21 protein-coding genes and 1 pseudogene are annotated in these 24,499 nt (G+C 69.4%); 13 read left to right on the plus strand and 9 right to left on the minus strand.

The features are described 5' to 3' along the window. Positions 1-37 precede the first annotated feature (37 nt). Entirely contained in the window at positions 38-2,662 is a 2,625-nt protein-coding gene (locus tag AGRA3207_RS19740; RefSeq protein WP_231328524.1) for a hypothetical protein, read from the plus strand. Here the strand turns inward: AGRA3207_RS19740 and AGRA3207_RS19745 are convergent, their stop codons facing one another. Continuing rightward, positions 2,663-3,037, minus strand: coding sequence for a phage holin family protein (locus AGRA3207_RS19745; protein ID WP_231328525.1), 375 nt, complete (start codon positions 3,035-3,037; stop codon positions 2,663-2,665). A 177-nt stretch (positions 3,038-3,214) separates the two neighbouring features. Next, positions 3,215-3,706 (minus strand): hypothetical protein, encoded by a 492-nt coding sequence (locus tag AGRA3207_RS19750; protein ID WP_231328526.1) that lies wholly within the window; start codon positions 3,704-3,706, stop codon positions 3,215-3,217. A 245-nt stretch (positions 3,707-3,951) separates the two neighbouring features. Between AGRA3207_RS19750 and AGRA3207_RS19755 the strand changes: the two genes are divergently transcribed. The 6 genes from AGRA3207_RS19755 (at position 3,952) to AGRA3207_RS19780 (ending at position 10,081) form a co-directional block, all read left to right on the plus strand. Then, complete coding sequence (locus tag AGRA3207_RS19755) at positions 3,952-4,614, plus strand: HAD family hydrolase (RefSeq protein WP_231328527.1); 663 nt, start codon at positions 3,952-3,954, stop codon at positions 4,612-4,614. A 44-nt stretch (positions 4,615-4,658) separates the two neighbouring features. Beyond that, entirely contained in the window at positions 4,659-6,509 is a 1,851-nt protein-coding gene (recQ, locus tag AGRA3207_RS19760; RefSeq protein ID WP_231328528.1) for a DNA helicase RecQ, read from the plus strand. A 219-nt stretch (positions 6,510-6,728) separates the two neighbouring features. Further along, positions 6,729-7,211 (plus strand): DUF5666 domain-containing protein, encoded by a 483-nt coding sequence (locus tag AGRA3207_RS19765; RefSeq protein WP_231328529.1) that lies wholly within the window; start codon positions 6,729-6,731, stop codon positions 7,209-7,211. 118 nt (positions 7,212-7,329) lie between these two features. Further along, a complete protein-coding gene (locus AGRA3207_RS19770) occupies positions 7,330-8,022 on the plus strand; it encodes a response regulator transcription factor (RefSeq protein ID WP_231328530.1) in 693 nt (230 codons plus the stop codon). Further along, positions 8,019-9,350 carry a sensor histidine kinase gene (locus tag AGRA3207_RS19775; protein ID WP_231328531.1) on the plus strand — a complete coding sequence of 444 codons (1,332 nt, stop codon included), beginning with the start codon at positions 8,019-8,021 and terminating at the stop codon, positions 9,348-9,350. The genes AGRA3207_RS19770 and AGRA3207_RS19775 overlap by 4 nt, the downstream gene beginning before the upstream one ends. Before the next feature lie 122 nt (positions 9,351-9,472). Beyond that, on the plus strand, positions 9,473-10,081 hold the full coding sequence (locus tag AGRA3207_RS19780; RefSeq protein WP_231328532.1) for a cadmium resistance transporter: 609 nt from the start codon (positions 9,473-9,475) through the stop codon (positions 10,079-10,081). Here AGRA3207_RS19780 and AGRA3207_RS19785 read toward each other — a convergent pair. Further along, positions 10,078-11,247, minus strand: coding sequence for a serine hydrolase domain-containing protein (locus AGRA3207_RS19785; RefSeq protein ID WP_231328533.1), 1,170 nt, complete (start codon positions 11,245-11,247; stop codon positions 10,078-10,080). The two genes, AGRA3207_RS19780 and AGRA3207_RS19785, sit on opposite strands and share 4 nt — an antisense overlap. A gap of 84 nt (positions 11,248-11,331) precedes the next feature. On the opposite strand from AGRA3207_RS19785, the gene AGRA3207_RS19790 reads away from it, so the two are divergent. Then, positions 11,332-11,988, plus strand: a complete 657-nt coding sequence (locus tag AGRA3207_RS19790) for a winged helix-turn-helix domain-containing protein (RefSeq protein ID WP_231328534.1) — start codon at positions 11,332-11,334, stop codon at positions 11,986-11,988. Further along, complete coding sequence (locus AGRA3207_RS19795) at positions 11,985-13,328, plus strand: sensor histidine kinase (RefSeq protein WP_231328535.1); 1,344 nt, start codon at positions 11,985-11,987, stop codon at positions 13,326-13,328. The genes AGRA3207_RS19790 and AGRA3207_RS19795 overlap by 4 nt, the downstream gene beginning before the upstream one ends. Before the next feature lie 67 nt (positions 13,329-13,395). On the opposite strand, the gene AGRA3207_RS19800 is transcribed toward AGRA3207_RS19795, so the two are convergent. From AGRA3207_RS19800 to AGRA3207_RS19810, 3 genes are all read right to left on the minus strand, one after another. Further along, a complete protein-coding gene (locus AGRA3207_RS19800; protein ID WP_231328536.1) occupies positions 13,396-14,340 on the minus strand; it encodes a CapA family protein in 945 nt (314 codons plus the stop codon). A 420-nt stretch (positions 14,341-14,760) separates the two neighbouring features. Then, on the minus strand, positions 14,761-15,084 hold the full coding sequence (locus AGRA3207_RS19805; protein WP_231328537.1) for a hypothetical protein: 324 nt from the start codon (positions 15,082-15,084) through the stop codon (positions 14,761-14,763). 61 nt (positions 15,085-15,145) lie between these two features. Beyond that, entirely contained in the window at positions 15,146-15,685 is a 540-nt protein-coding gene (locus AGRA3207_RS19810; protein ID WP_231328538.1) for a DinB family protein, read from the minus strand. 558 nt (positions 15,686-16,243) lie between these two features. On the opposite strand from AGRA3207_RS19810, the gene AGRA3207_RS19815 reads away from it, so the two are divergent. From AGRA3207_RS19815 to AGRA3207_RS19825, 3 genes and pseudogenes are all read left to right on the plus strand, one after another. Then, complete coding sequence (locus tag AGRA3207_RS19815) at positions 16,244-16,585, plus strand: hypothetical protein (RefSeq protein WP_231328539.1); 342 nt, start codon at positions 16,244-16,246, stop codon at positions 16,583-16,585. A 59-nt stretch (positions 16,586-16,644) separates the two neighbouring features. Beyond that, positions 16,645-17,100, plus strand: a pseudogene (locus AGRA3207_RS19820) (leucine zipper domain-containing protein); the annotation flags it as partial. Positions 17,101-17,924: 824 nt separating this feature from the next. Further along, positions 17,925-20,621 carry a type ISP restriction/modification enzyme gene (locus AGRA3207_RS19825; protein ID WP_231328540.1) on the plus strand — a complete coding sequence of 899 codons (2,697 nt, stop codon included), beginning with the start codon at positions 17,925-17,927 and terminating at the stop codon, positions 20,619-20,621. Positions 20,622-20,928: 307 nt separating this feature from the next. Here AGRA3207_RS19825 and AGRA3207_RS19830 read toward each other — a convergent pair whose 3' ends face one another. Continuing rightward, positions 20,929-21,720, minus strand: a complete 792-nt coding sequence (locus AGRA3207_RS19830) for a P-loop nucleotide/nucleoside kinase family protein (protein WP_231328541.1) — start codon at positions 21,718-21,720, stop codon at positions 20,929-20,931. A 140-nt stretch (positions 21,721-21,860) separates the two neighbouring features. Between AGRA3207_RS19830 and AGRA3207_RS19835 the strand changes: the two genes are divergently transcribed. After that, a complete protein-coding gene (locus AGRA3207_RS19835) occupies positions 21,861-22,100 on the plus strand; it encodes a hypothetical protein (protein ID WP_231328542.1) in 240 nt (79 codons plus the stop codon). A 666-nt stretch (positions 22,101-22,766) separates the two neighbouring features. Here AGRA3207_RS19835 and AGRA3207_RS19840 read toward each other — a convergent pair. Beyond that, on the minus strand, positions 22,767-23,354 hold the full coding sequence (locus tag AGRA3207_RS19840) for a guanylate kinase (RefSeq protein WP_231328543.1): 588 nt from the start codon (positions 23,352-23,354) through the stop codon (positions 22,767-22,769). Next, positions 23,351-24,316 carry a P-loop nucleotide/nucleoside kinase family protein gene (locus AGRA3207_RS19845; RefSeq protein ID WP_231328544.1) on the minus strand — a complete coding sequence of 322 codons (966 nt, stop codon included), beginning with the start codon at positions 24,314-24,316 and terminating at the stop codon, positions 23,351-23,353. The genes AGRA3207_RS19840 and AGRA3207_RS19845 overlap by 4 nt, the downstream gene beginning before the upstream one ends. Positions 24,317-24,499 lie beyond the last annotated feature (183 nt).

Consider the following 24,499-nt stretch of genomic DNA (forward strand, 5'->3'; position numbering starts at 1 on the left):
ATAGGGCCCCGGTGTCGATCTGGACGGGATGGCGTCGGTGAAGCAGTCAGCAGGGCCCCACGGGCCGAACGAGGACGGGTCCGCCCGCGCGGCGGACCCGGAGGCGCCCGCGCCGGACGCCCCGGACCTGGACGTCCGCGCGGCCATGACCACCATGCCGATCGACGAGGCCGCGGGGGCGCCGACACCGCCGCTCGGCGTCGCCGGCGCGGAGGGCGGCTGGGGCGGCCCCGACCTGGTCGAGGCCGTCTACGGGCCGCTGACCGGGACCTACGAGCGCCTCGACACCCGGCTGCGGGAGACGCCGGAGGACGTCCCTCCGGCCGGGTGGGCTCCGCATATCGCCGCGTTGCGCGCGTTCCGGGCGCAGCGCGTCGCAGGCGACTGGGAGACGCTGGCCCGCCTGCTCGTCGCCCCCGGGTCGCTCACCTCCGCGACGGGGCAGGCGCGGCTCGTGGAGGTGGAGGAGGACGAGGCCGCGGCGGTCCGCGAGACCGTCCGCGCACTGCTGGCCACGAGCGAGCGGACCCTCCTCCTGGCGCCGACACAGCGGAAGGCCGAGGAACTGCTCCACGGCCTGGCGGACGACCCGGACATCTTCCCCCTTCTGATCGAGACCCGCCCGGAGGCGCCCTCGCCGCCGCTTGCTGACCCTTTGGTGGAAGCAGGGCAGAACGGGCCCGCCGAGCCGGTCGAGCCGGTCGAGCCCGCTCCGCGAGGCGACTTCGGCTCCAACGGCACCGTCGAGTTCCGTCCCATCACTGACCCGTCCGAAATTCCGTTCGCCGAGCCCCTCGCGGCCCCGCACGCCGTGCCCCCTGACGACACGCGTCCCGACGAGACCGAGCCGCGCGGGCCAGCGCCTGGCGGCCCGACGCTTCCCGGAAGCCCGGAGCCCCTGCGCCCGGCGGAGGACTCGGCTCCGGAGACATGGGTGCGGGAGGCCGCCGTCAGAGCGGTCGGGGAGTCGTGGCGGCAGTCGTGGTCGGCGGAGGCGCGCCTGCTCCAGCGCGGGCTGATGTGGCTGGAGCAGTGGCCCCGGGACGCCGCGGCGCTGGAGGCCGCCCAGGCGGACGACCTGCGGCGCCGCGAGGAGCTGGAGGCCGGGCTGGCCGCGCTCGCCGCGGACATCGAGGCCGCGCGGGAGCTGTCCGCCGCCGCCGCGAAGGCCGCCGTCGACGCCGAGGCCGAGGCGGAGCGGCTCGTCGCCGTCCAGGACGAGGCGGAGGCCGAACTCGCGGGGCCGAAGGCGGAGGCCGGGCGGCTCCAGGAGGTCGCGGACGCGACGGCGGCCGAGGCGGGTGAGCGGACCCGCGTCGCCGACGCCGCCCACGCGCGCTGCGCCCAGCTCGACCAGCGCGCGATCACGGCGCAGTCGGAGCTGCGCGCCGCGCGGGAGCTGGAGGCGTCGCTGACCGACGAGCTGGCGCGGGCCCGGGAGGAGCTGCCCAGGGCGGCCGAGGAGGCGAATCGTCTCACCGCGGCCGACGCCGACGCCGCCGCGGAGGGGCACGCGGCCTACTACCGGCTGGTCTCGGCGGAGTCGGCGCTGTCGGCGATGCGGCGGAAGATGTCGCTCGGCCAGCGCCTGCACGTGGCGTCGCCGCCGTCCGGGCTGAGCGGCCTGCGCGCCGAGGTCAAGGCCAGGACCCGCGAGGCCGACGAGGCGGCCCGGCGGGCGAAGGAGGCCAAGGACGCGGCGGAGCGGGCCGAGGCCCGCCGGCAGGAGATCGCCGCGTTCGTGTCCGACGGCGGGACGCGGCTGGCGACCGCCAAGGAGGCCCAGGAGCGCCTCGGGACAGAGCTGACCTGGCTCGCCACAGAGCGGGAGACCGCGACCGCCGACCACCGGGAACAGGCGAGGCTCGCCGCCGAGGCCGTCGACCGGGCCACGCAGGCCGGCCTGGCGGCGCGGGCTGCGCAGCAGGCCGCTCGGGTGATCGAGGAGCGGCTGGAGTCGGCGCGCGCGGCCCGGGAGGCGGCCCTCGCCACCGCCGTCCGCGCCAGGGCCGACGCCGAGGCCGCCGCCGCCCGCGCCGAGGAGGCCCGCGCCGCGCTGGAGCGGCGCACGGCGGAGGCCGAGGCGGACCTGGCCGCCCGCACGGTGGAACTGCAGACGGCCACGGAGGCGGAGGCACGCTCGCGGGAGAACGTCCGGGAGATCTGCGGCTCCGACCCCGTGGAGGAGCCCGGCCTGATCGCCACGCACCAGCGGCAGGCGATGGCGCGCATCGAGCAGCTCACCGGGTACCTGGAGGGCGGCGGCGCGGCGGGAGGGGCGGCCGACCGCGCGGACGGGTCGCCCGCCCGCACCGCCGGCCTGGTCGTCGGCACCCCGCTGGGCGCCGGCCTGGCCCTCGCCGACGAGGAGTTCGACGCCCTGATCGTCGCGGACGCCGGGGCGGTGACGGACGCGGAGTTCCTCATCGGCGCCGTCCGGGCCCGCCGCTGGATCCTCGTCGGCTCCCTCGGCGCCCGGCCGACGGCCTACCCCGAATACACCGCGTTCCTGGAGGACACCACGCCGGAGCACACTCCCGAGGACGGCGCGGAGGCCGTGGCCGGGGACGTCGCGGCCGGGGACATCGCGGAGCGCCTCGCGCTCAGCCCGTTCACCCGCGCCGTCACGGTGGCCCCCGCCCTCGTCACCGGCCGGGGCTGACTAGTCGTCGTCGCCGAGGACGAGGTGGAGCAGCCAGCCGACCACGCCCACGACGATCGCGCCCCAGAACGCCGCCCAGAACCCGGCGACGTGGAACGGCAGCTCCATGCGCTCGGCGACCTCGCTGGTCAGCCAGAGCAGCAGCGCGTTCACCACCAGCCCGATCAGGCCGAGCGTGAGGACGTAGAAGGCGCAGCCGAGCGTCTTCACGATCGGTTTGATGATGGCGTTGACCAGGCCGAAGATGACCGCGACGCCGAGCAGGGTCAGGGCGCGCCGGCCGGCGGTGTCGCCGCTGACCGTGATGCCGTGGATCAGCGCGGTGGCGGCCCACAGGGCGACCGCGGTGATGCCCACCTTGAGAAGAATCCGCACACCACGAGCATGCTGGCCCGGATGGCACGCGCCATCCCTCTACGCGGCGATTTCGGCGGCGGCCGCACTCATCATCCGGTACGAGACGGGTCGGCCGAGACGGGTCGGCCGAGACGGAGCCGCTAGGAGACGGATCCGCGATGAGACGGCCCCCGTCCGTCCCGCCGAGGGCGCCGGTCAGTCCTTGCGGTCGAAGAAGGGGGACAGGGCGGGGTTCCGCGGCCCGGCCGGGGAGCGTCCGGCGGAGGCCGGCTGCCTGCGCGCGGCGGCGGACGCGGCGTCCGAGATCTGCGACACGGCCTCGGCCTGCGGTGAACCGGCGGACCCGGGGGCTCCGGGGGCTCCGGCCTGCCGGACGCGGGCCAGTTCGCGCTGGAGACGGCGCTTCTCCATCTCCAGGGTGGAGAGCGACTCCTCGTGCTCCTCCCGCAGGTAGCGCAGATCGCGGCGGGCGCGCATCATCCGTCCGGCGCCGATGAAGGTGAGCATCGCCCCGGCGATGAAGACGAGGGCCACGGCACCGCCGGCCAGGAAGACCTGCCATTGGCTTGCCACGCCGGGTGCCGTCTCGCCGAAGAGGTTGAGCTGCGTGGGACCGGTGTTGTCGACGACGACGCCGACCGTGACGACGACGGCGGCCGCTACCAGCAGGAAACCGAGGAACACCATGGGTAGTTCTCCTCTGCGGGACTCCGGAGGGGGGACGGAGGCCCTCCACCTTGCCAGAAGGCCGCCGATCGATGTCCCATTCGCCGGTTTTATACGGATCAGTACGGGTCAGTGCACATTCGCTCGCTCCGCAGGCGCGTGGTTCCCTCCGGACGGCGCCGGGTAGTGATCGCCTGGACGGCCAGGGGGCGGTGACCACGGGTGGGATCACCGCCGGAAGCAGCGCCCAGACCGCAGGAGGATCCATGTCCGCGCAGGCCATCGTCTTCGACCTGGACGGCGTGCTGATCGACTCCGAGCCGGTGTGGGAGGAGGTCCGGCGCGGCTACGTCGCCGACCACGGCGGGGAGTGGCCGCCCGGCACCCAGGAGCGGCTCATGGGCATGAGCACCGCCGAGTGGGCCGACCACATCGCCACCGACCTGGTCGCCGGCGTCACCGCCGACGAGGTCGCCTACGAGGTCATCGACCAGATGTCCCAGCGCTACGCGGGCGGGCCGCCGGTGCTCCCGGGCGCCGAGGACGCCGTCCGCCGCATGGCCCGCTACCGTCCGCTGGGCCTCGCCAGCTCGTCCCCGCGCGCGCTGATCGACCTCGTCCTGGGCACGCTCGGCGTGGACGGGCTGTTCCGCGCGACCGTGTCCACCGAGGAGGTCGACAGCGGCAAGCCCGCGCCGGACGGCTACCTCGCCGTCGCCGCCCAGCTGGAGGTCCCCGCCCCCGGCTGCGTCGCCATCGAGGACTCCGCCAACGGGCTGCGGTCGGCGCACGCCGCGCGGATGCGCGTCATCGCCGTCCCCCGCCCCTCCCACCCGCCCGCGCCGGACGCGCTGGCCCTCGCCGTCCACGTCGCGGGCGGCCTGGACGAGATCACGCAGGAGCTGATCGAGGGGCTCGGCCCGTCCTGAGCGTTCGCGCGTGCGGTGTCGGTGACGGCTCCTAGGATGGGGCGATGGCTTCCCCCGACAGCGGCACCGAGGTGAGCGAGGCGCTGGAGACGCTCCGGCGCGTGTTCGGGTACGACACCTTCCGGGACGGCCAGCAGGAGATCATCGAGCATGTGGTGGACGGCGGCGACGCCCTCGTCCTGATGCCGACCGGCGGCGGGAAGTCGCTGTGCTACCAGATCCCCGCGCAGGTCCGGAAGGGCACCGGGATCGTCATCTCGCCCCTCATCGCCCTCATGCAGGACCAGGTCGACGCGCTCCGCGCGCTCGGCGTCCAGGCCGGGTTCCTCAACTCCGCCCAGGACTTCGACGAGCGCCGCGTCGTCGAGGCCCAGTACGCCGCGGGCGAGCTCGACCTGCTCTACCTGGCGCCCGAGCGGCTGCGGCTCTCCTCCACGGTGGAGCTCCTCGACCGCGGGACGATCGCGCTGTTCGCGATCGACGAGGCCCACTGCGTCTCCCAGTGGGGCCACGACTTCCGCCCCGACTACCTGACGCTGTCGGGCCTGCACGAGCGCTGGCCGGACGTCCCGCGGATCGCCCTCACCGCCACCGCCACCGAGGCGACCCGCGCGGAGATCGCCTCCCGGCTCAACCTGGAGGGGGCGAAGCAGTACGTCGCGAGCTTCGACCGCCCCAACATCCAGTACCGCATCGAGCCGAAGACCGACGCCAAGCGCCAGCTCCTCCGCCTGCTGCAGAACGAGCACGCGGGCGACGCGGGCATCGTGTACTGCCTGTCCCGCAACTCGGTGGAGAAGCACGCCGGGTTCCTCACCCAGAACGGCATCGAGGCGCTGCCCTACCACGCCGGCCTCGACGCGGGCACCCGCGCGGCCAACCAGTCCCGCTTCCTCCGCGAGGACGGGCTCGTCATCGTCGCGACCATCGCGTTCGGCATGGGCATCGACAAACCCGACGTCCGGTTCGTCGCCCACCTCGACCTGCCCAAGTCCGTCGAGGGCTACTACCAGGAGACGGGACGCGCCGGACGCGACGGCCTCCCGTCCACCGCCTGGCTCGCCTACGGCCTCCAGGACGTCGTCAACCTCCGCAAGATGATCGACTCCGGCGAGGGCGACGCCGCGCACCGCCGCCGGCAGGCCGTCCACCTCGACTCCATGCTCGCGCTGTGCGAGACCGTCGGCTGCCGCCGCGTCCAGCTGCTCGACTACTTCGGCCAGTCCGGCGAGCCGTGCGGCAACTGCGACACCTGCCTGTCCCCGCCCGAGACCTGGGACGCGACGGTCGCCGCCCAGAAGGTGCTGTCGGTGATCGTCCGGCTCGACCGCGAACGCCGCCAGAAGTTCGGCGCCGGGCACATCATCGACATCCTCCTCGGCAAGAAGAGCGCCAAGGTCATCCAGTTCGACCACGACTCCCTGAAGCCCTTCGGCGTCGGCACCGAGCTCCGCGAGGCCGAGTGGCGCGCCGTCGTCCGGCAGCTGCTGGCGCAGGGCCTGGTCACCGTCGAGAGCGACCATGGGACGCTGCTCCAGACCGACGCCAGCGGCGACGTCCTGCGCGGCCGGCGCACGGTCATGATGCGCCGCGAACCCGACCGTCCCACCGCGAAGGCGGCCAAGACCGCGAAGACCCCCAAGGACCGCAAGGCCCCCGTGGAGCTGGCGCCCGAGGCGATGCCCGTCTTCGAGCGGCTGCGCGCCTGGCGCGCCGCCACCGCGAGGGAGCAGGGCGTCCCCGCGTACGTGATCTTCCATGACGCGACCCTGCGCGAGATCGCGACCGCCCTCCCCTCGTCCCTGGCCGAGCTGGGCAAGGTGAGCGGCGTCGGCGAGAACAAGCTGGCCAAGTACGGCGACCAGGTCCTGGAGACCCTCGCCGCGACCGACTGACCGGCCCCGGTCAGGAGGCGCGGTCGACGATGCCGACCGCCCACGCCCCGTCCCAGAGGCCCGTTCTCGCGGCGAGCGGCAGGACCCAGAGCTCCAGTGTGAGACCCACATCACATCTCCCGTGGCCGGGGTGCGCGGAGTGAACCGATGGCCGATTCCCAGGGTTCTCTCAGGATTCTGTGGGGGCACCTATCAGGCGGCGCCGGTTACATGAACGCCATGCAGAAGAACAAGAAGACCCTCGCGGCCGGGATAGGCGCGGCCGGGCTGCTCGGGCTCGGCCTGTACCTGGCCGTGCCGGCGGCCGCGGACGACCCGGCCCCGAGCCCGTCCGCCAGCCCGTCCGCCACCGGCAAGCCGCATCCCGACCACGGCATGAAGCGCCCCTGGGCCCACGAGGGCCGCCGCGGGCGCGGGGGGCTCGGCATCCACGGCGAGGCGACCGTCCGCCGGAAGGACGGCTTCGGCCTCAACACCTGGCAGCGCGGGAAGGTCACCGGGCTCTCCGGCGCCGCGCTGACCGTCCGCAGCGAGGACGGCGCGTCCTGGACGTGGACCACCGACGCGAACACCCGCGTCCGCAAGAAGGGCGACCAGGCCAAGGTCTCCGACCTGAAGAACGGTGACGAGGTCCTCGTCTTCGGGGAGCGCTCCGGCGACACCCGCACCGCCAAGATCGTCCGCGCGCCGGACAAGGACTGACCACCGGCCCGCGGCCGGACGGCCCGTGCCGGCCGCGCCTCTCCCAGCAGGGGCCACGGCCGCCCGGGGGCGGTACCGTCGATGCGACCATGGCCGGTGACACGAGGACGACCTGCGAATGAGCGAGAGCCGGCGGGTGCTCGTCGTGGACGACGAGGCGAACATCCGTGACCTCATCGAGGTCGCGCTGCGCTTCCACGGCTTCGCGACCGTCACCGCGGCCACCGGCGAGGAGGCGCTGCGCGAGACGGCCGAGACCCGCCCCGACCTCGTCCTGCTGGACGTGATGCTGCCCGACCTGGACGGTTTCGAGGTCTGCCGGCGCCTCCGCGCCGGCGGCGACCAGGTCCCGGTGATCTTCCTGACGGCCCGGGACACCCCGTCCGACACCGTCACGGGCCTCACACTCGGCGGCGACGACTATGTCACCAAACCGTTCTCGATCGAGGCGCTGGTCGCGCGGGTCCGGGCCGTCCTGCGGCGAAGCGCCGCGCCGGGCACCGCGTCCCCGGACGACGCGGTGCTCCGCGTCGGCGACCTCGAACTCGACGAGGCGCACTGGACGGTCCGGCGCGGCGGCGTGGGCGTCGACCTGTCGCCCACCGAGTTCAGGCTCCTGGCCCACCTCATGCGCAACGCAGGAAAGGTCCTGTCGCGCTCCCAGCTCCTTGAGGGCGTGTGGGGCTGGGAGCACCACGGCAACGCGCAGGTCGTCGAGACCTACATCAGCTACCTGCGCCGCAAGCTCGACCCGCTCGGCACCCCGCTCATCCACACCCAGCGCGGTGTGGGTTACGCGCTGCGGCCATGACGCTCAACGCGCGCCTGCTGACCGGGCTGCTGGCCGTCACGCTCACCGGTTTGGCGATCATGGGCCTGGTGAGCGCGCTCGTCCTGAACGGCTACCTGATGCACCGCGTGGACGGGCAGCTTGAGGCCACCCGCGACCGCGCGGTGGTGCGCATCGCCCGTCCCGGCCTGCCCGGGCACGGCGTGGCACCCGCCCAGTTCGTCGTGCTGGCGATCTCGTCCGCGGGGGAGGTGCGGGTGCTCAGCGGCGACGTGCCGTCCCCGCAGCGGGCCGTCACCGAACTGCGGAAGGTCGACCAGGCCACCCTCGCGGCCCGCGCGAGCGACCTCGCCCCGTTCTCCCTTCCCGGGCTCCGCGCCGTCGCGCGCCCCTGGCGGGACGGCACCGTCATCGTGGCCGCGCCGCTGGGCGAGATCCGCTCGGCCGTCCGCAACCTCGTGCTCACCGAGCTGGCCACCGCCGCGGCGCTGCTGGCGTTCCTCGCCCTCCTCGGACGCGGGCTGATCCGCCGCGGCCTCCTCCCCCTGGACCGGATGGCCGCCACCGCCCACGCCATCACGGTGGGCGGCGACCTCGGCGCCCGCATGCCCGGCACCGGCGGGCGCACCGAGACGGCCCGCCTCGCCACGGCCATCAACGTGATGCTCGACCGGATCGAGCAGGCGTTCTGGGCGCGCAGCCGGTCCGAGTCACGCGTCCGCGAGTTCGCCGCCGACGCCTCCCACGAGCTGCGCACACCGCTGACCACGATCCTCGGATACGCCGAGCTCTACCGGCACGGCGCCCTCGGCCCGGACGAGCTGCCCGGCGCGATGCGCCGGATCGAGGACGAGGCGCAGCGGATGAACAACCTGGTCGGCGACCTCCTGGAGCTCGCGCGCCTGGACCGCGGCGCCGCGCTCCACCCCGTCCCCACCGACCTCACCGCGCTGGGCCGGGACGCGGTCGCCGACGCGACGGCCGCGTCCTCCGGCCATCCCGTGACACTCGACGCCCCGGACACCCTCATCGCGACCGTGGACGAGGCACGCATACGCCAAATCCTCGCGAACCTCCTGGCCAACGTCCGCGCCCACACACCCCCCGGGACCCCGGCGACCGTCCGCCTGGCCCCCGGGGTCATCGAGGTCACCGACGAGGGCCCGGGCATGTCCGCGGACGACGCCGCTCGCGCCTTCGAACGCTTCCACCGCGCCGAGCCGGGCACCACCGGCGCCGGCCTCGGCCTCCCCATCGTCGCCGCCATCGCCGCCGCCCATGGGGGCCGCGCCCAGCTCCTGTCTGCCCCGGGCAAGGGCACGACCGTCCGGATAACGCTCCCGGCCTGACCGCCCCCGCAGGCGGTTTCCGCCTAGCCTGCCCGCAGACGGTGTCCGCCTAGCCTGCCCCCAGGCGTGTCGCCTCCGTGTAGCCTCGCTGAACCCACGTCACGAGAGGAAACGGGCCGCCTGTGGATTTCGGCATCATCGGCCAGGCGGCCGGGCTGTTCGCCGTCACCAACATCGACGACATCCTGATCCTGGCGCTGTTCTTCGCCCAGGGCTCCGGACATCGGGGCTCCGCGGCGCGCATCACCCTCGGGCAGTACCTCGGATTCGCCGCCATTCTGGCCGTGGCGTCCGCCGCCGCGTTCGGGGCCACGTTCCTGCCGGAATCCGCCATTCCCTATCTGGGGCTGCTCCCTCTCGCCCTGGGCCTGAAAGCGGGCTGGCAGGCGTGGAAAGACCGTCGTGACACCAGCGACGAGAACAATGACGAACCGGTGCGGGAAGGCCCCAAGGCGCTGGAGGTCGCCGCGGTGACCTTCGCCAACGGCGGCGACAACATCGGCGTCTACGTTCCCGTCTTCGCCACATCCGGCACGGGCAGGATGAGCGTGTACGCCCTGGTCTTCCTGCTTCTGGTGGGTGTCTGGTGCGCGGTGGGACACCACCTCGCCACCCGCCCGGTCATCGCCCGGACCCTCAGCCGCTGGGGCCATGTCCTGCTGCCGACGGTCCTGGTCGGAATCGGGCTGCTCATCCTCATCCAAGGCGGCGCGTTCGGCATAGGGCGCTAGGCCGACGCTTTGACGATCGCGGGGATGAGGTACTTCTCGACGTAGATCCCCGCGTCGTAGTAGTCGTCCCCGAACGGGCTCGCCGTGGCGGCCGTCATCACGAGCGCGATGTCCTTGCCGGGCAGCAGGTAGACGAACTGGCCGCCGTGCCCCTCCGCGAAGAACACGTCCACGCCCTTGATCGTGTCGACGCGGAACAGCTGCCCGTACCAGTTGTCCTCGCCCGGGTCCCACCAGGTCTTCCGCCGCGCGTCCGCGATCGTCGACGCCGAGACGATCCGCCGCCCGTTCCACATCCCGCCGCGCAGCAGCAGCTCACCGAAACGCGCCAGCTCGCGCGGGGTGAGGTACAGGTTGTACCCGCCGGAGCAGATCCCTTGCGGGTCCCGTCCCCAATGCTCGGGGGCGATTCCCAGCGGCCCGAAAAGGCGCTCGCGGGCGAAATCCCACAGGCTCTGACCGGTGACCTTGGTGAGCACGACCGCCAGCAAGTGCGTCGACCCCGTGCTGTAGAGGAACTTCTCCCCCGGCCGCCGCGCCGCCATCTTCCGGCCGAGAATGGCGGCCGTCCAATCGTCCCGGGTCTGGATCCGCTCTTCGGTCTCGTCCTCCCGCCATTCCATGCCCACGGACATCTCGACCAGGTGACGCAACGTGATTTCCCGCTTGACCGGCTCGGCATGGGCGAAGTACTCCGGCAGCACATCGGCGACGCGGGTGCCGAGCGTCAGCGGACGTCCGCCCACCCGGTACCCGGCGTCGATGGCGATGCCCAGCAGGATCCGCAGGATGCTCTTCGACGCCGAGTGCACGTTGGCCGAGCTCTGGGGCCCGGCGCCATGGAAATACCGCTCCATGACCAGTTCGCCCCGGCGCACGATCAGCAGGCTCAGCGCGGAGTGCTCCCGCGCGACCTCGTCGGCGCCCCGCTTCAGCCGCGCGGAGTCCAGCCCCACCTCCTCCGGCCTGGCGCCGGGCCACGCGACCGGAACCGGGTCGCGGTAGATCGGGTTGTCCTCGTAGAAACCCGTCCCGGCCCGCGCGCAACCCGCCGCACGGGACCTTCCGGGCTCCGAGAAGTTCGCGCCCACCGCCGCTCCCGCGGCCGCGATGCCGATGGCGAGGAGCGACGCCACGGCGGCCGTCCTCAAACTGTGACCGTCCATGCGGCGGACGATAGGAGAGGCCACATGAGGGTTCGATGAAGCGGGCGGTTGCCGCCCGCCGACCGGCGCGAATAGGTTACCGCGATGCGTGTGCTCATCGTGGAGGACGACGAGGACCTCCGCTACGGCGTGGCCGGCGCGCTCCGTTCGGCGGGCCTCGCCGTGGACACCGCCGCCGATCTGCCGGAGGCCGACGAGTCCCTGACGGTCAACGAGTACGACTGTGTCGTCTTCGACCGGATCCTTCCCGCCGGTGACGCGCTGGACTACGTCCGGGAGCGCCGCGACGCCGGATGGACCCCGGCGGTCCTGTTCCTGACCGCGCGCGACTCCACCGCCGACCGTGTCGCCGGCTTCGAGCACGGCGGGGACGACTACCTGGTCAAACCGTTCGCGACGGCCGAGCTCATCGCCCGCGTCCGGAACCTGTGCCGTCGCGGGCAGGTCACCCGGCCACCCGTCCTGCGCCACGCCGACATCGAGCTGGACACCGCCCGCCGCCAGGCCCGCCGCGCGGGCGTGCTGCTGACGCTGACGGGCAAGGAGTTCGCCGTCCTGGAACAGCTGATGATCCGCGAGGGCGGCGTCGTCGGGCGCGGCGTCCTCATCGAGCACTGCTGGGACGCGATGGCCGAGCCCCTGTCCAACGTCGTCGACGTGGTGATCGCCAACCTGCGGCGCAAGCTAGGCGACCCGCAGCCGATCGTGACGGTCCGCGGCGCCGGGTACCGGCTGACGTGAGCACCGCCGGCGCCCGCCTGCGCCGCCTGCGATGGCGCCTCACCCTGCTCTTCACGACCATGTTCGTCCCGGCCCTGGCGGTCCTCGCGGTCACGATCGTCTGGTCGGACGACGCGTCCCGCCACCGGCGCCTCGACGACGGGCTGCGCCGCGTCAGCGCGGCCGAGACCCGGCTCGCCTACTTCGACCGCGGCCGCATCGCCTTCGACGAGATCCAGGCCGACGACCTGCACGCCGACTGCCCGGGCTTCGTCGTCGTCGCGGGCTCGGCCCCGCCGTTCCCCGCCCACTGGAGCCGCCGTGAATGCGACTCCGTCGACCGCGCCACGCTCGCGCGCCGGCTGAACGACGAGGCCGCCCAAGCCATGCGGCACCACGCCGAATACTCGCAGCCGCGGACGATCCACCCGCCCGGCGAGGACCCGCTGCGCATCTCCATGGAGCTGATCTGGAACGAGGACACCGGCACCTGGGGCGGAGCGGTCATCGCCATGGCCGGGACGGAAGGCGTCGAGGCGGCCCACCGGCGGGTGATCCTCTTGACCGTCCTGGGCTGCGCGGCCCTGCTCGCCCTCGCCGGGCTGGCCGGCCACGCCCTCGCGGGCCCGGCGATGCGTCCCGTCGTCCGGGCCCTGGAACAGCAGGAAACGCTCCTGGCCGACGCGGCGCACGACCTGCGCTCCCCGGTCGCCGCCCTCCGCGTCCTCGCCGAGACCGCGGAGGCCGACCCCGTCCAGCGGGCGGAACTGCTCCCCCGCACCGTGCGGCTGGCGGAACGGATGAGCGGGATCATCGACGGCCTCCTCACCCGTGCCCGCCTCGCCGCCGGGGTCGAGCGGTTCCTCCCGCAACCCCTCCGCCTCGACCAGCTCGTCGAGGGCGTCCTGGACGACCACCCGGAAGCGATCACCGACCTCCGGCCGACCGTGGTCTCCGGCGACCCGGACCTGCTGCGGCGGGCCGTGGGCAACCTCATCGACAACGCCCGGCGGCACGGCCACGCCCCCGGCGAACCCGCCCGCATCGAGGTGACCGTCGCCGACGGCCGCGTCACCGTGGCCGACCGGGGACCCGGAATCCACCCGGACGTCGCCGACACCCTCTTCACCCGCTACCAGAGCGGATCAGGCTCCACCGGCCTCGGCCTGACGATCGCCCGATGGATCGCGGACACCCACGGCGGCACCCTCTCGGTCACCGCGAGCCCCCAGGGAGGCGCCGTGTTCGTCCTGGCCCTGCCCACACACCCCCCAGCCGCCCGCAAACGCCGAACGAAAGCCCGCCGAACCAGGTTGCCCACACCACCCACCGTTACCAAAAGCAAAGAACCGAACACCTGACCCTGCTCCAGGAAGGTGATCGAGCACCTCGGTCTCACTCCGAAGCCTTCCTCGACAGGTGAGAGGACTACTCCTCGGACGAGGCAAGCGGGACGTTATACCCGAGGCTTCGAACGACTTTCGTCGTGCGCTTGACGGTGTCCTGGTTCGACGAATTGCTGCCGAGCATGCGGACTCTGATGGGCCCGGACGTGACAAGGGTCGGGACGAACGAGGGCTGCGCCGTCCACTTTCCCCCGGAATCCCGGCTGAAGGCGACCCGCGCGACGATTCCCTCATGCGTGGCCTGCGTGTTCGCGGTCGGGTTGGCGACCTGATTGCCCATCCCGTACACGACCCACTTCCCGTTGATCCGCTCGAAAGGCTGGACCACATGTGCGTGGCAGCCGAGGATCAGATCGACGTTACGGGACCGCAGCAGCGTCGCCGCCAGCCGCCGCTGCCCGGCCGTCGCCGCCTGCTGGTACTCCGTCCCCCAGTGGAGGCTGAGGATCACGACCTCCGCCCCGGCCTCCTTGGCACGGCCCGCGTCGGCGAGGATCCGATCGGCGTTCAAGCCGTCGTTGACGATCCAGGGCTTCCCAGGCGGCTTCGCAATGCCATTGGTCCCATACGTATAGGACAGCTGGGCGACCTTCACCCCCTTCACGTCCAGCATGTTGACCTTCTTGGCGTCGTCCGCGCTGAGTGCCGTGCCGGTGTGCCGGACCTTCACGTCGTCCAGATCGTCGATCGTCCGGCGCACGCCCGGCTCTCCCTGGTCAAGAGAGTGGTTGGACGCCGTGGAACAGGTGTCGTACCCGACCCAGCGGACCGTGTTCACGATCTGCGGCGGCGAACTGAACAGCGGATAGCCCTTGAAGGGCCCCGACGGCGGGGCCAATGGCGTCTCGACGTGACAGACTCCCAGATCCGTCTTGCCGATCACAGGCTTGAGCTGAGAGAGCATGGGATTGAAGTCGAATCCGCTCTTTCCTCTGGCGCGCGCGTCCGAGGCCGCCTGCTCGGTCACGACCTTGTGCAGGAGGAAATCACCGGTCCCCGAAACGGTGAACCGATCCGCCCCACCACCACCGGACTCGGTCGCACCACGCTGCCCCGCCGTACGGTCGTCGCCACTGCACCCCGACAGTGCACCAAGCCCAAGCGAGCCGATGACCAGGACACTCGTGGCATACCTGCCGACGCCGCCCCGCCGAGCACTCGTTGCCCCTCGAACGAATTCCGAAGTTCCCATGTATAAGGATCTTCAACATCTCAATTCGCTCGAAACGGCTACTTACCGGAATGTGGACCGCCACTAGTAGGACCTTTGTCCGCACTAGGGAGAACAGTGCCCAAAGTCCATCACCACCGGGATGACAGCCCGTCCACCCCTATGAATACTTCTGCCTTAATTCGTCCGCTAAATTCCCGATTTGTACCTACGCTCTCAACCCTGCACGAGCCGAGCGGCGTGCTCCGCCTCACCAACGCGGACGACACTGGCCTGCGCCTCCAGCAACCGCCAGTGCGCGATCACACCGTCCGGGCCCCGAAGGCTGCACTCGGACAGAGCCCGCTCGATGCAGGCACGAACGCCGGCTTCAGCCGCGGGCTCGCTGGCGAACAGCACCCGAAGCCGCACCCGGCCACCGGAACGCCGCGCGTCGGTGTGATGCGGAGCGACCGGACAGGGCGGCTCATGCTCCCAGTGACCGCACAAGGCGACCGTGATGGCCGCACCCGGCGCCCGGATGTCCTCGCCGATCTCCATGGCGACGACCGCCTCGTGGGCAAATGCTTGACGCACGGAGCCAGTATCCGCGCAGCCGCGGTCACTCGCCAGTGAGCCCGTCCACCGACTCCCGAAGCAGGTCGGCATGGCCGTTGTGCCGCGCGTACTCCTCGACCAGATGGAGCAGAATCCACCGCAAGCTGGGCGTCTTGCCGTCCGGCCAGCTGCGCTCGGCGAGCCTTCCCAGCCCCCCGTCGGCCAACGCCTCAGCGACCAGGGACCGAGAACGCGCAACACCCTCCTGCCAAAGCTCGCGCAACCGCTCCGGACCGTCCTCAGCAGCCGACCGCCAGATCCAGTCCAGATCGGCGTCCCAATCGGCCGCCGTCCACACCGCCTGCAATTCCCGGCCATGCAGCCACCAGGAACACCACCAGTCCTCGATGAACGCCAGGTGCTTCAGCATCCCGCCCAACGTCAGCGACGACGCGGCGACCGTCTGCCGAAGACCGGCGGCATCGAGCCCGGAACACTTCCAAGCCAACGTCGCCCGTTGATACTCAAGAAACCCCAGAAGAGTCTCGGCCTCGTCGCCCGCCAGAGGAGGCTCAGGCCGTCCCTGCGCATCCAAGTCCCCCACGCCCAAGACCCTAGCGCCACCCCGAACCGGCGGCCCGAGCCCCGACGACTTCGAGGCCCCAAAACGATCACCGCGCCCGCTCCGCCCCACCTCCGTCCGCTCGTCACCGGAACTGGCACTGAAAGTCGCGCGTCCCACCATAAAGTTGCTTCCGACAAGCTGCGAGACAGCAAGGCGCGACCCGTACCGGACGGCTTACCGCCGCGAGCATCGCAGTGCTGGCGACACTCGCCGTCTACGTGGACGATCTCTACTCACAAGCTGCGCTCACAGCGCTTCTCGGCATCACCGCTGGTCGCGCCGCGCTTCCCCCAGCTCCCAAAAAGAGCCGTAACAACGCTCAGACAGTGATCCTTCGAGTATCACGCACTGCTCTGCGCGCATGACGCGCACCCCCCGCGACAGCCCGATTCGCGCGTGAGCACACTTTGGCTCCACGAAGAATCTGAGGGACCAAAAGACTTTCCAGCCGCACACGCTCAACAAGGAGCGGAGAAGCCCTGCGGACGCAAAGCTCACAACCTGTCCTGGGCTCTCCTTCTATGCGAGCATCCCCGGATGGTTGACGTGACGCTGGATGTAGATGCTGATCCGATGCCACTCGTGGTGCTGCAAGCTGAAACATGGGAGCTGCACGTCTGGGCGCCTCTTGCGGACCTGTCCCGCCTGAGCGAGATCCGTTCGGCAAGCTGGGATGAGCGGAGATCACTCCAGGTAGGCACATGCGGAGACTCGCCGGTGTTCTGGGTGGTCGCCGACAACGGGCGAGCGACGGTGCTGATCGGGCAAGACGACGAGACCTGGGATCTCGCGCTGATGATCCCGCTCACAGCAGTGGACGAGATTGTCGCCCTAGCTGTATTGATCACGGACGTTGTTGACACGGCTGAGGGTGGTTGATCAATAGGAAGACCTCCGGTGTGGTGGAGGTGTCGAATCTGCACCACACGGAGGTCTTCGTGTCCCACCGTAACGCCCGGCTGACCGTCCACGGTCGCCGCCTGCTCGTCGAGCGCGTCCGGTCCGGCCGCCCGATCGCCCATGTCGCCGCCGAGATGGGCATCTGGCGTGCCACCGCGCACAAATGGGTGGCCCGGTGGCGTGCCGAGGGCGAGGCCGGGCTGCACGACCGCTCCAGCCGCCCCCGCCGCACACCGCACCGCACTCCGGCCCACCTGGAGGAGCAGGTGTGCTTGCTGCGCCGCGACCGCAAGCCCGGCCCGGCCCGCATCGGCCCGATCCTGGGCATGGCGCCCTCGACCGTGCACCGCATGCTGACCCGCCACCGCCTGAACCGGCTGGCCTGGCTCGACCGCCCCACCGGCCAGGCCATCCGCCGCTACGAACGCGACCGGCCCGGTGAACTGGTACACGTGGACGTCAAGAAACCCGGCCGCGTCCCCGACGGCGGCGGCTGACGCGTCCACGGCAAGGCCAAGCCAACCATAGACGCTTATCAGGTCGGTTGACTCACGAGCACGCAGTGTTTCTCTGCTCACCGAAGTCCCAAACCGGTCACCATCAGGGAAGTTCCACTCAACTCCCCCTAAGGTCAGCATGGAGCACACCTATATCCCGCACCCCGACAAGACAGCCACCAGGCTCCATCACTCCACATAGACAGGTGCACATGCCAGCGAAGCCTCCGCTCTCTTCGTTGTCGGACAAGGCTGCCGAGGCCGTTTCGCGATTCGGCAAGGCTGCTGCCGCCAAGCTGAGGGGTGGCGGAGGGCCTGAGGATCAACTCCGGGCTCCGCTCGAACGGCTATTCGAAGACATCGCGGAGGGCCTGGGAGTCTCCATCACGATGATCGGGGAGACCTCGCTTGCGACTCTCGGTGTACGCCCTGACTATGCGGTAGACGTCGCCAGCGCGCGAGTAGGATACGTCGAACTTAAGGCCCCGGGACGGGGGGTGCCGAGCACTTGGACCCCCAACAGGCATGAGAAGGAGCAATGGGAGAAGCTTCGACTACTCCCTAACGTCCTTTACACCGATGGCTGTCAGTGGGCGCTGTACCGAGATGGCGAGCTGGTCGGGCAAGTCGCCCGGCTAGATGGAGACATTCGCAAGGCGGGGGCCAAGCTTGTTCCCGCTAATGGCGAATTCCTACGAACGATTTCTGAGTTCCTACTGTGGAAGCCTGACCCACCAAGGAATGTACCTCAGCTCGTGCGGGCCGTCGCTGGCCTGTGCAGGCTGCTCCGCACAGAGGTCATCGAGGCTATCGGCCGAGAAATGCGCGGAGAAGAGAAGACAAAAGTATTTACCAAGCTGACCGTCGACTGGCGCAACATGCTGTTTCCCGGGCTGACGCACGAAGAGTTCTCTGATGCCTACGCTCAGACGGTTACCTTTGCTCTGCTCCTAGCGCGCGTCGACGGCATTGCCTTCGAAAACCGCACAGCCAGCCAGATCGCCGCCCAACTCGGCAAGACCCATTCCCTGATGGGCAAGGCCCTCACCGTCCTAGCCCACGATGCCATCGAAGAGCGCAGCGTCGTGGCAAAGACTCTAAAACGCATCATCGGAGTGGTCGACTGGGACGAGATCAGCGACGGGTCAGCGGATTCCTATCTGCATCTGTATGAGCGTTTCCTTGATGTCTATGACGCCGACCTAAGGAAGCAAAGCGGCTCCTACTACACGCCAAACGAGACTGTCTCGTTCATGGTCCGCTTCACTGAAGACATATTGTCCAGCAAGTTCGGACGAAAGGGCGGCTTCGCGGCCGACGACGTTATGGTCGTTGACCCGGCCATGGGAACTGGAACATACCTGCTCAACATCATCGAACGCGTCGCTCGGGCAGTGGAGGAAGAGGAGGGGCCTGGAGCGGTCCCAGGGCAGCTCAAAAAGCTATTCGGCCGATTGATCGGCCTAGAGCGGCAGACAGGACCATTCGCCGTCGCCGAATTACGGCTAAATCAGGCTATCAAAGCAGAATACAAAGCCGAGGTCGCTGAAGAGGATCAAAAGCTTTTCGTGGCCGATACTCTCGACAGCCCGTTTGAAAACACCGGCCTTGACCTTGGATCGATGTACGAACCAATCGTGCGTTCTCGTCGTGAGGCCAATAAGTTCAAGCGAGAAACTCGGGTTCAGGTAGTCATCGGAAATCCACCCTATCGTGAGCACGCCAAGGGCTTGGGCGGCTGGATTGAGCAGGGCGCCGAGAACTCCGGCCATAACGTGCCCCTGCTCGACTTCAAGGCCACTGGACGCGGTAAGTACGAGTACGTATTGTCAAATCTATATATCTACTTTTGGCGGTGGGCCACCTGGAAGGTTTTCGACGCCCATCCTGAACAGCCTTCGGGCATCGTGGCGTTCATCACCACCTCGGGTTATACCACTGGTCCCGGGTTCGCCGGCATGCGCGAATACCTGCGCCGCACGGCCGACGAGGGATGGATTATCGATGTTTCCCCCGAAGGTCATCAGCCTGAGGTTAGCACTCGCATTTTTCCCGGCGTACAACAACCTCTTTGCATCGGCATTTTCGCTCGCTATGGCGAAGGTGATCGGCAGATGCCAGCTCGGATCCACCACATAAGCTTGTCGGGTCGCCGCACGCAGAAGTTCGCCCGACTTGAAGCGATAACTCTCGATGACCCATCATGGACCGAATGCGCTACCGGCTGGCAGGACCGTCTTCAGCCGCCTGGCGGGGATGACTGGCTCGGTTACCCATCGCTGGGAGACCTAATGCCATGGAAAGCCCCAGGGGTCAAGCCCAATCGAACCTGGGTTTATAGCCCCGATCCTGAGACACTGCGCACCCGCTGGGATCGATTGATCAAGGCGCCACGCGACGAACTGGCCACACTTTTCAAGGAGAGTGATTCACGAAAGATCGACTCCGTCATCAAGCCGATATATGGATTTGTTGACCATAAGGGGGTAATTGGAGATGAGACCACATCATGCCCGATACCGGTACGAGTGGCTTATCGTTCCTTCGATAGGCAGTGGGTCATCCCTGATACACGAGTTCATCATCGGCCAAGCCCAGACCTTTGGCGAGTAGCGAGCAACTCCCAAATATTCGCTACCGAGCAGCATGGCCAGCTAGTCGAGGGCGGTCCCGGGTTGACCTTCGCTGCGTTTGTACCTGACATGGATCACTTCAACGGACGTGGTGGGCGGGTACTTCCGCTGTATCGGGATCGTGTGGGGCTAGCACCCAACCTCGCCCCCGGTGTGACGCGTCTGCTCTCCGAGCGGCTCGGCCGCGTCGTCACCCCGACCGACGTCCTGGCTTACATCGCCGCTCTAGTCGCTCATGGCGGCTACACCGCACGCTTCGGAGCAGAACTACGCACCCCGGGTGTACGGGTACCGCTCACCGCCGACTCCGTGCTGTGGGAGAGAGCCCTGGCCGTCGGGCGGCGGGTCCTTTGGCTGCACACCTACGGGGAACGCTTCGCCGATCCAGCCGGCAATCGCCCGGCAGGGCCCCCCAAAGCCCCCTTAACCAGTCGACCTAAGGTCCAGGTCGCAATCCCTGGTACGCCCGAGAATATGCCCGACGACATCTCATACGATCCACAAACGACTACCCTCCACATCGGCACTGGACAAGTCTCGCCGGTGCGTCCCGAAGTCTGGGCATATGTGGTCTCCGGGATGAAGATTGTTAAGAAGTGGTTCGGCTATCGTAAGAAGGGCCCAGCCGGACGCAAGTCGTCACCCCTGGACCACATCCACCCCGATTACTGGCCCGCGGACTTCACCACCGAACTCCTGCAACTGCTCAACGTTCTGACACTGTGCGTGGAACTGGAGCCTGAGCAGGCCGAACTACTCGAACACGTCTGCGCTGGCCCGCTCGTCACCGTAACCGATCTGGAGAAGGCCAAGGTCTTTCCCGTTCCGCCATCATTCCAGAAGCCCCCCGCTATCGAGGAAGACAAGGGGGACACGCTCATCTGACTCGGCGGACGGGCGACCCGGCGCGGCGGGACCGGACGGGACAGGCCAGGACTGGCCGCACGCCCGGCGCGCCGGGGCGGGCGGCCGCTGGCGACCGCGCAGCGGGCGCCTTTAAAGACGTGAAGAAGGTGCTCACCAACGAGACTTCGCGTCTGTGACCTGCGGGTTTAGGGGGTGAGTCGGGTGAGAGTGCGGCGGGTTTGGTCGGCGAGGCTGACGGCGGCGCCCAGGCGGTTGTCGATGGTGAGGTGGGCCGCTGTGGGTGGGTCTTCGGTGTTGAGGGTGCTGGTGTACTCGTCCCAGTGGGTCAGCTCCAGCTGTCGCGGGGGGCATCGCGGAGTTCGATGTACTCGTGCATGGTGTCGAGGTCGCTGTGGACCCAGATGGACGTCACGTCCACGCCTTTGGCTTGGCAGCCGTGGGTGAGGCGTGGGAGCCAACTGGGGTTGTTGAGTTCGGAGATGACCGGGGCGGCGAGGATGAGGGAGATGCCGCATTCGGTGTTGTTGTAGGCGACGTTCAGCAGGGATCGGTACTCGTGCGGGCGGACCTGGGTCTTGTAGAGGTCGGTGTGGCGGTCGTGGCGGTCGGCGCCTAGGGAGATCAGGAGGCGTTCGGTCATGCGGCGGGTGAGGGCGTCCTTGTCGAGGAGTGCCCAGCCGGACAGGTCCGAGAGGAAGCGGGCGAACTCGGTCTTGCCCGATCCGGCGTAGCCGCCCACCAGGACCAGGACGGGATTGCCTCCGGCGTTGGCTACGGCTCGGCCGTGCCATGCGTTGGCGAGTCTGGTCTTGAGGGTCTCGGCGCCGGGGAAGAACGCCGACAGGTCGAACGGGGTGCCATCCAAGCCTGGTTCGTTGCCGTGGGCTTGGGCGGCCATGCGTTCCAGGACGGTGAGCGGGACGTTGTGCGCGCGGGCGAGGTAGGGCAGCCAGTCGTCGGGGATGCGTAGGCCGCGTTCCCAGTGGGATACCTCGTGTCGGGTGAGGGTGTGGGTTGCGGCGAGGGCGCATAGTTCGGCGGCGAGGGCGCGTTGGCTTCTGGTGCCGCGTAGGCGCGCGAGGTAGGCGCCGAACTCTCGTCGTGCCTGGGTGGTCATCGTTGGTCACCTCCCGTGTTCAAGTCTGGCCCCCTGCTGGCCCCCTGTCAGGCTCCTTTGCCGATCGCGGGACGGCGGCACGCTGGTCGCCATGCCGGACGGACCGTCCGGGCTGACGACCGACCACGAGGAACCCCGCGATGAGTACGCGTGCCGAGGACGAAGAGCCGGCGCTCCGCCAGCTCCGAGAAGAGTTCACCGGGCATCGGATCTGGCGCTCGCAGCGTCCGGACGGGCAACCGAGCATCTGGGTCGCGACGCTGTTCGACCCGGACGCCGGGGTTGATGCCACGGTGATCAGTCCTGATCCGGTGGAGTTGCGCGAGGCGCTGCTCAAGGAGGGCCGTCGCGCGGGCGGTCGGTCAGGTAGGGCCTGGTGATGGCGCGCACGCCCCCGGCGTCATCATCAGACGGGGCCGCTGCTAACCGGGAGGCGGCCTCGGTGGGGGAGGTAGAGGCGGCGCGGCCGGTGCTTGTCCCCTCGGCTGCACTGGCCGCGCGGCTTCTGACCAGGTGGCGGACGCGTCGGCTTCTCAATCGGCTCCGGCGCGCCTTGTGTCGGGACGGATGGACGGCTGAGGCGCGCTATGACGACTCCCCCGTCATGCTGCGGGTGTACCGCTCGGAAACGCCGTGCATAGGCGACAGTGTCACGGTCGTGGCTGGTCCCGGTGGGTGGTGGTACCGATCGAGTACCGGTGATCTGCTTGCGCCGTGCTCACGTGTCGAGGTCGCCGTGAAGGCGGTTTCGGCGTTGCTGCTCCCCTGGACGGCCAGGTCCCGGAGCGCGGGCGAGGGCTGATGAACGCCCAGGGCGCGATGCCTGGAGCGTCGGCCTTGGGTGAGTTGGAGAAACGGTACGGGGTTATGTGCTGGTGGGGGCTACATACCCGAACGTTCTGGGCGTTGGTGCCTGCTGACGGACGATGGCGCCTGGTCGAAGCACTGACCGTTAAGGAACTGGACACGGCAATCCGACATCCGCGCGGGTGGCCGTGGCCCTAGTGCAGCCGCGCGGCGGGGCCGTTCACCCGCCGCGCGGCTTTCTATGTGATGACGGGCAGGACAGGGACGCCGGGGCCTGGGCCGGCGGCCACGGCAGCGGCGATGCGGCGGGCCGTCTCAGCTGGCTCGGCCTGGTCGGTACGGATGGCGAGGTTGAACGGCTGGGCGTCGGTGGACTGCAGGTCGTGGAGCGTCTCGTCCCATGCTTGGAGACGGCTGGGGGTGTCGGCGTCCCCGCGGTGCCGGGAGCGGTCGGCGCAGACTTCGCGCGAAACCCACAGGAGAACGTTCGTCCATGCCAGAGGGACAGTGTTGTGGAGGCGCTCTAGGTCAGCGAGGTTGCCTATGTGCACGACCGGGATCCTGCCGTCGTCGACCAGGGCGGCGATGTCATGGTGGTCGATGGCGTAGACGTTGCCGTAGCGGTGGGTCTCCACGACCAGGCGGCCCGCGCGGCGGAGGGTCTCCAGTTCGGTGGGTGAGACGTGGCGGTAGCCGGTGCTGCGGCCGGTGCCGGTTTTGAGCTTGGGGAGCAGGGCGTACCGGTCGTCCTGGCGTGCCAGCTCGGCGGTGACGGTGTCCTTGCCGCTGGTCGGCGGGCCGTAGAGGATGACGCCCTTGCTGGTCATGACAGGACCCTACGCAGTGCCTCCCGTGTCTGGTCGGCGATGCTGATCGCGGCGCCTAGCCGGTTGTCGACGGTGAGGTGGACGCCGGGCGGGCTGGTCTGGGTGTCGATGCTGCTGGCGTACTCGTCCCAGTGGGCGAGCTTCCAGGTGTCGCGGGGGGCGCCTCGGAACTCGATGTATTCGCGCATGGAATCGATGTCGCATCGAACCCAGATGACTGCGACGTCCACGCCCCTGGCCTTGCAGCGGTTGGTGAGACGGCTCAACCATGCCGGATCCTTCAACTCGGAGATGAAGGGGGCTGCGAGGATCGTGGATATGCCGCAGTTGATGTTGTCGTTGGCGGTGTCCATGAGGCACTTGTATTCCAGGGGCCGGACCTCTTTCAGGTAGAGGTCGGTGTGCCGGTCGTGCGGATCGCCGTCCAGGGAAGTCAAGAGTCGCTCGGTGAGGCGACGGGTCAGCGAGTCCTTGTCGAGGAACGCCCACCCGGACACGTCGCCGAGAAAGCGGGCGAACTCGGTTTTGCCCGATCCGGCGTAGCCGCCGACCAGGACGAGGGTGGTTGTGCCGAGACTGCCGCTCATGGCTCGTCCTCGCCATGCGCCGACGACGCGCGCCTTGAGGGCGTCGCCAGCGGAAGGGTCCTGGTCCTGGGTGTGGTCCGATACCCGGTCGAGCCCTTGGGAGATGGTCGCGGCTGCGTCGTCGGTGGCTGCGGGGTTGAGCGGGCTCGGCAACGGAAGCGTGAGGTCGCCGGCCTCTTCGGCGGGGAGCGGGAGGCGGAAGCCTAGTTCGGGCTCGGTGGCCTTGTACATCAGGCAGTAGGCGCGGCGGTAGTGCGGGCCTGGGTAGGTGTTGCCGTTCTCGTGTTCCCACAGGGTTTGGAAGTTGGCTGCGACATTGAGCCCTCCGCGCCGTGCGACGTGGCGCAACTGGTCGCCTGCGGCTTCGAGGCTCAACCCGTGCTTCTCTCTGCGCTCCCGGAGTTTGTGAGGATGCCAGCCTTTGCGCTGTTTGAGCGTGCTCAAATTTGGCCTTTCGAGGGTAGTGGCGCATACCAGCATCAATCGGCATGTCTCATCATCGGCGTAGGCTCATGAAAGCGGACGTATAAACGGACGTGAAAGAACCCGATGAGGAAT

It is taken from the genome of Actinomadura graeca (assembly GCF_019175365.1).
In the GTDB taxonomy this organism is placed as follows: Bacteria; Actinomycetota; Actinomycetes; order Streptosporangiales; family Streptosporangiaceae; genus Spirillospora; species Spirillospora graeca.

What these genes read in the sequence shown, in the direction of transcription:
- AGRA3207_RS19750 (WP_231328526.1), bottom strand. Translation starts at nt 3,706, where the DNA reads ATGGTGTTCCTCGGTTTCCTGCTGGTAGCGGCCGCCGTCGTCGTCACG.
- AGRA3207_RS19755 (WP_231328527.1), top strand. Translation starts at nt 3,952, where the DNA reads ATGTCCGCGCAGGCCATCGTCTTCGACCTGGACGGCGTGCTGATCGAC.
- recQ (WP_231328528.1), top strand. Translation starts at nt 4,659, where the DNA reads ATGGCTTCCCCCGACAGCGGCACCGAGGTGAGCGAGGCGCTGGAGACG.
- AGRA3207_RS19765 (WP_231328529.1), top strand. Translation starts at nt 6,729, where the DNA reads ATGCAGAAGAACAAGAAGACCCTCGCGGCCGGGATAGGCGCGGCCGGG.
- AGRA3207_RS19770 (WP_231328530.1), top strand. Translation starts at nt 7,330, where the DNA reads ATGAGCGAGAGCCGGCGGGTGCTCGTCGTGGACGACGAGGCGAACATC.
- AGRA3207_RS19775 (WP_231328531.1), top strand. Translation starts at nt 8,019, where the DNA reads ATGACGCTCAACGCGCGCCTGCTGACCGGGCTGCTGGCCGTCACGCTC.
- AGRA3207_RS19785 (WP_231328533.1), bottom strand. Translation starts at nt 11,247, where the DNA reads ATGGACGGTCACAGTTTGAGGACGGCCGCCGTGGCGTCGCTCCTCGCC.
- AGRA3207_RS19790 (WP_231328534.1), top strand. Translation starts at nt 11,332, where the DNA reads ATGCGTGTGCTCATCGTGGAGGACGACGAGGACCTCCGCTACGGCGTG.
- AGRA3207_RS19805 (WP_231328537.1), bottom strand. Translation starts at nt 15,084, where the DNA reads ATGGAGATCGGCGAGGACATCCGGGCGCCGGGTGCGGCCATCACGGTC.
- AGRA3207_RS19815 (WP_231328539.1), top strand. Translation starts at nt 16,244, where the DNA reads ATGGTTGACGTGACGCTGGATGTAGATGCTGATCCGATGCCACTCGTG.
- AGRA3207_RS19825 (WP_231328540.1), top strand. Translation starts at nt 17,925, where the DNA reads ATGCGCGGAGAAGAGAAGACAAAAGTATTTACCAAGCTGACCGTCGAC.
- AGRA3207_RS19830 (WP_231328541.1), bottom strand. Translation starts at nt 21,720, where the DNA reads ATGACCACCCAGGCACGACGAGAGTTCGGCGCCTACCTCGCGCGCCTA.
- AGRA3207_RS19835 (WP_231328542.1), top strand. Translation starts at nt 21,861, where the DNA reads ATGAGTACGCGTGCCGAGGACGAAGAGCCGGCGCTCCGCCAGCTCCGA.
- AGRA3207_RS19840 (WP_231328543.1), bottom strand. Translation starts at nt 23,354, where the DNA reads ATGACCAGCAAGGGCGTCATCCTCTACGGCCCGCCGACCAGCGGCAAG.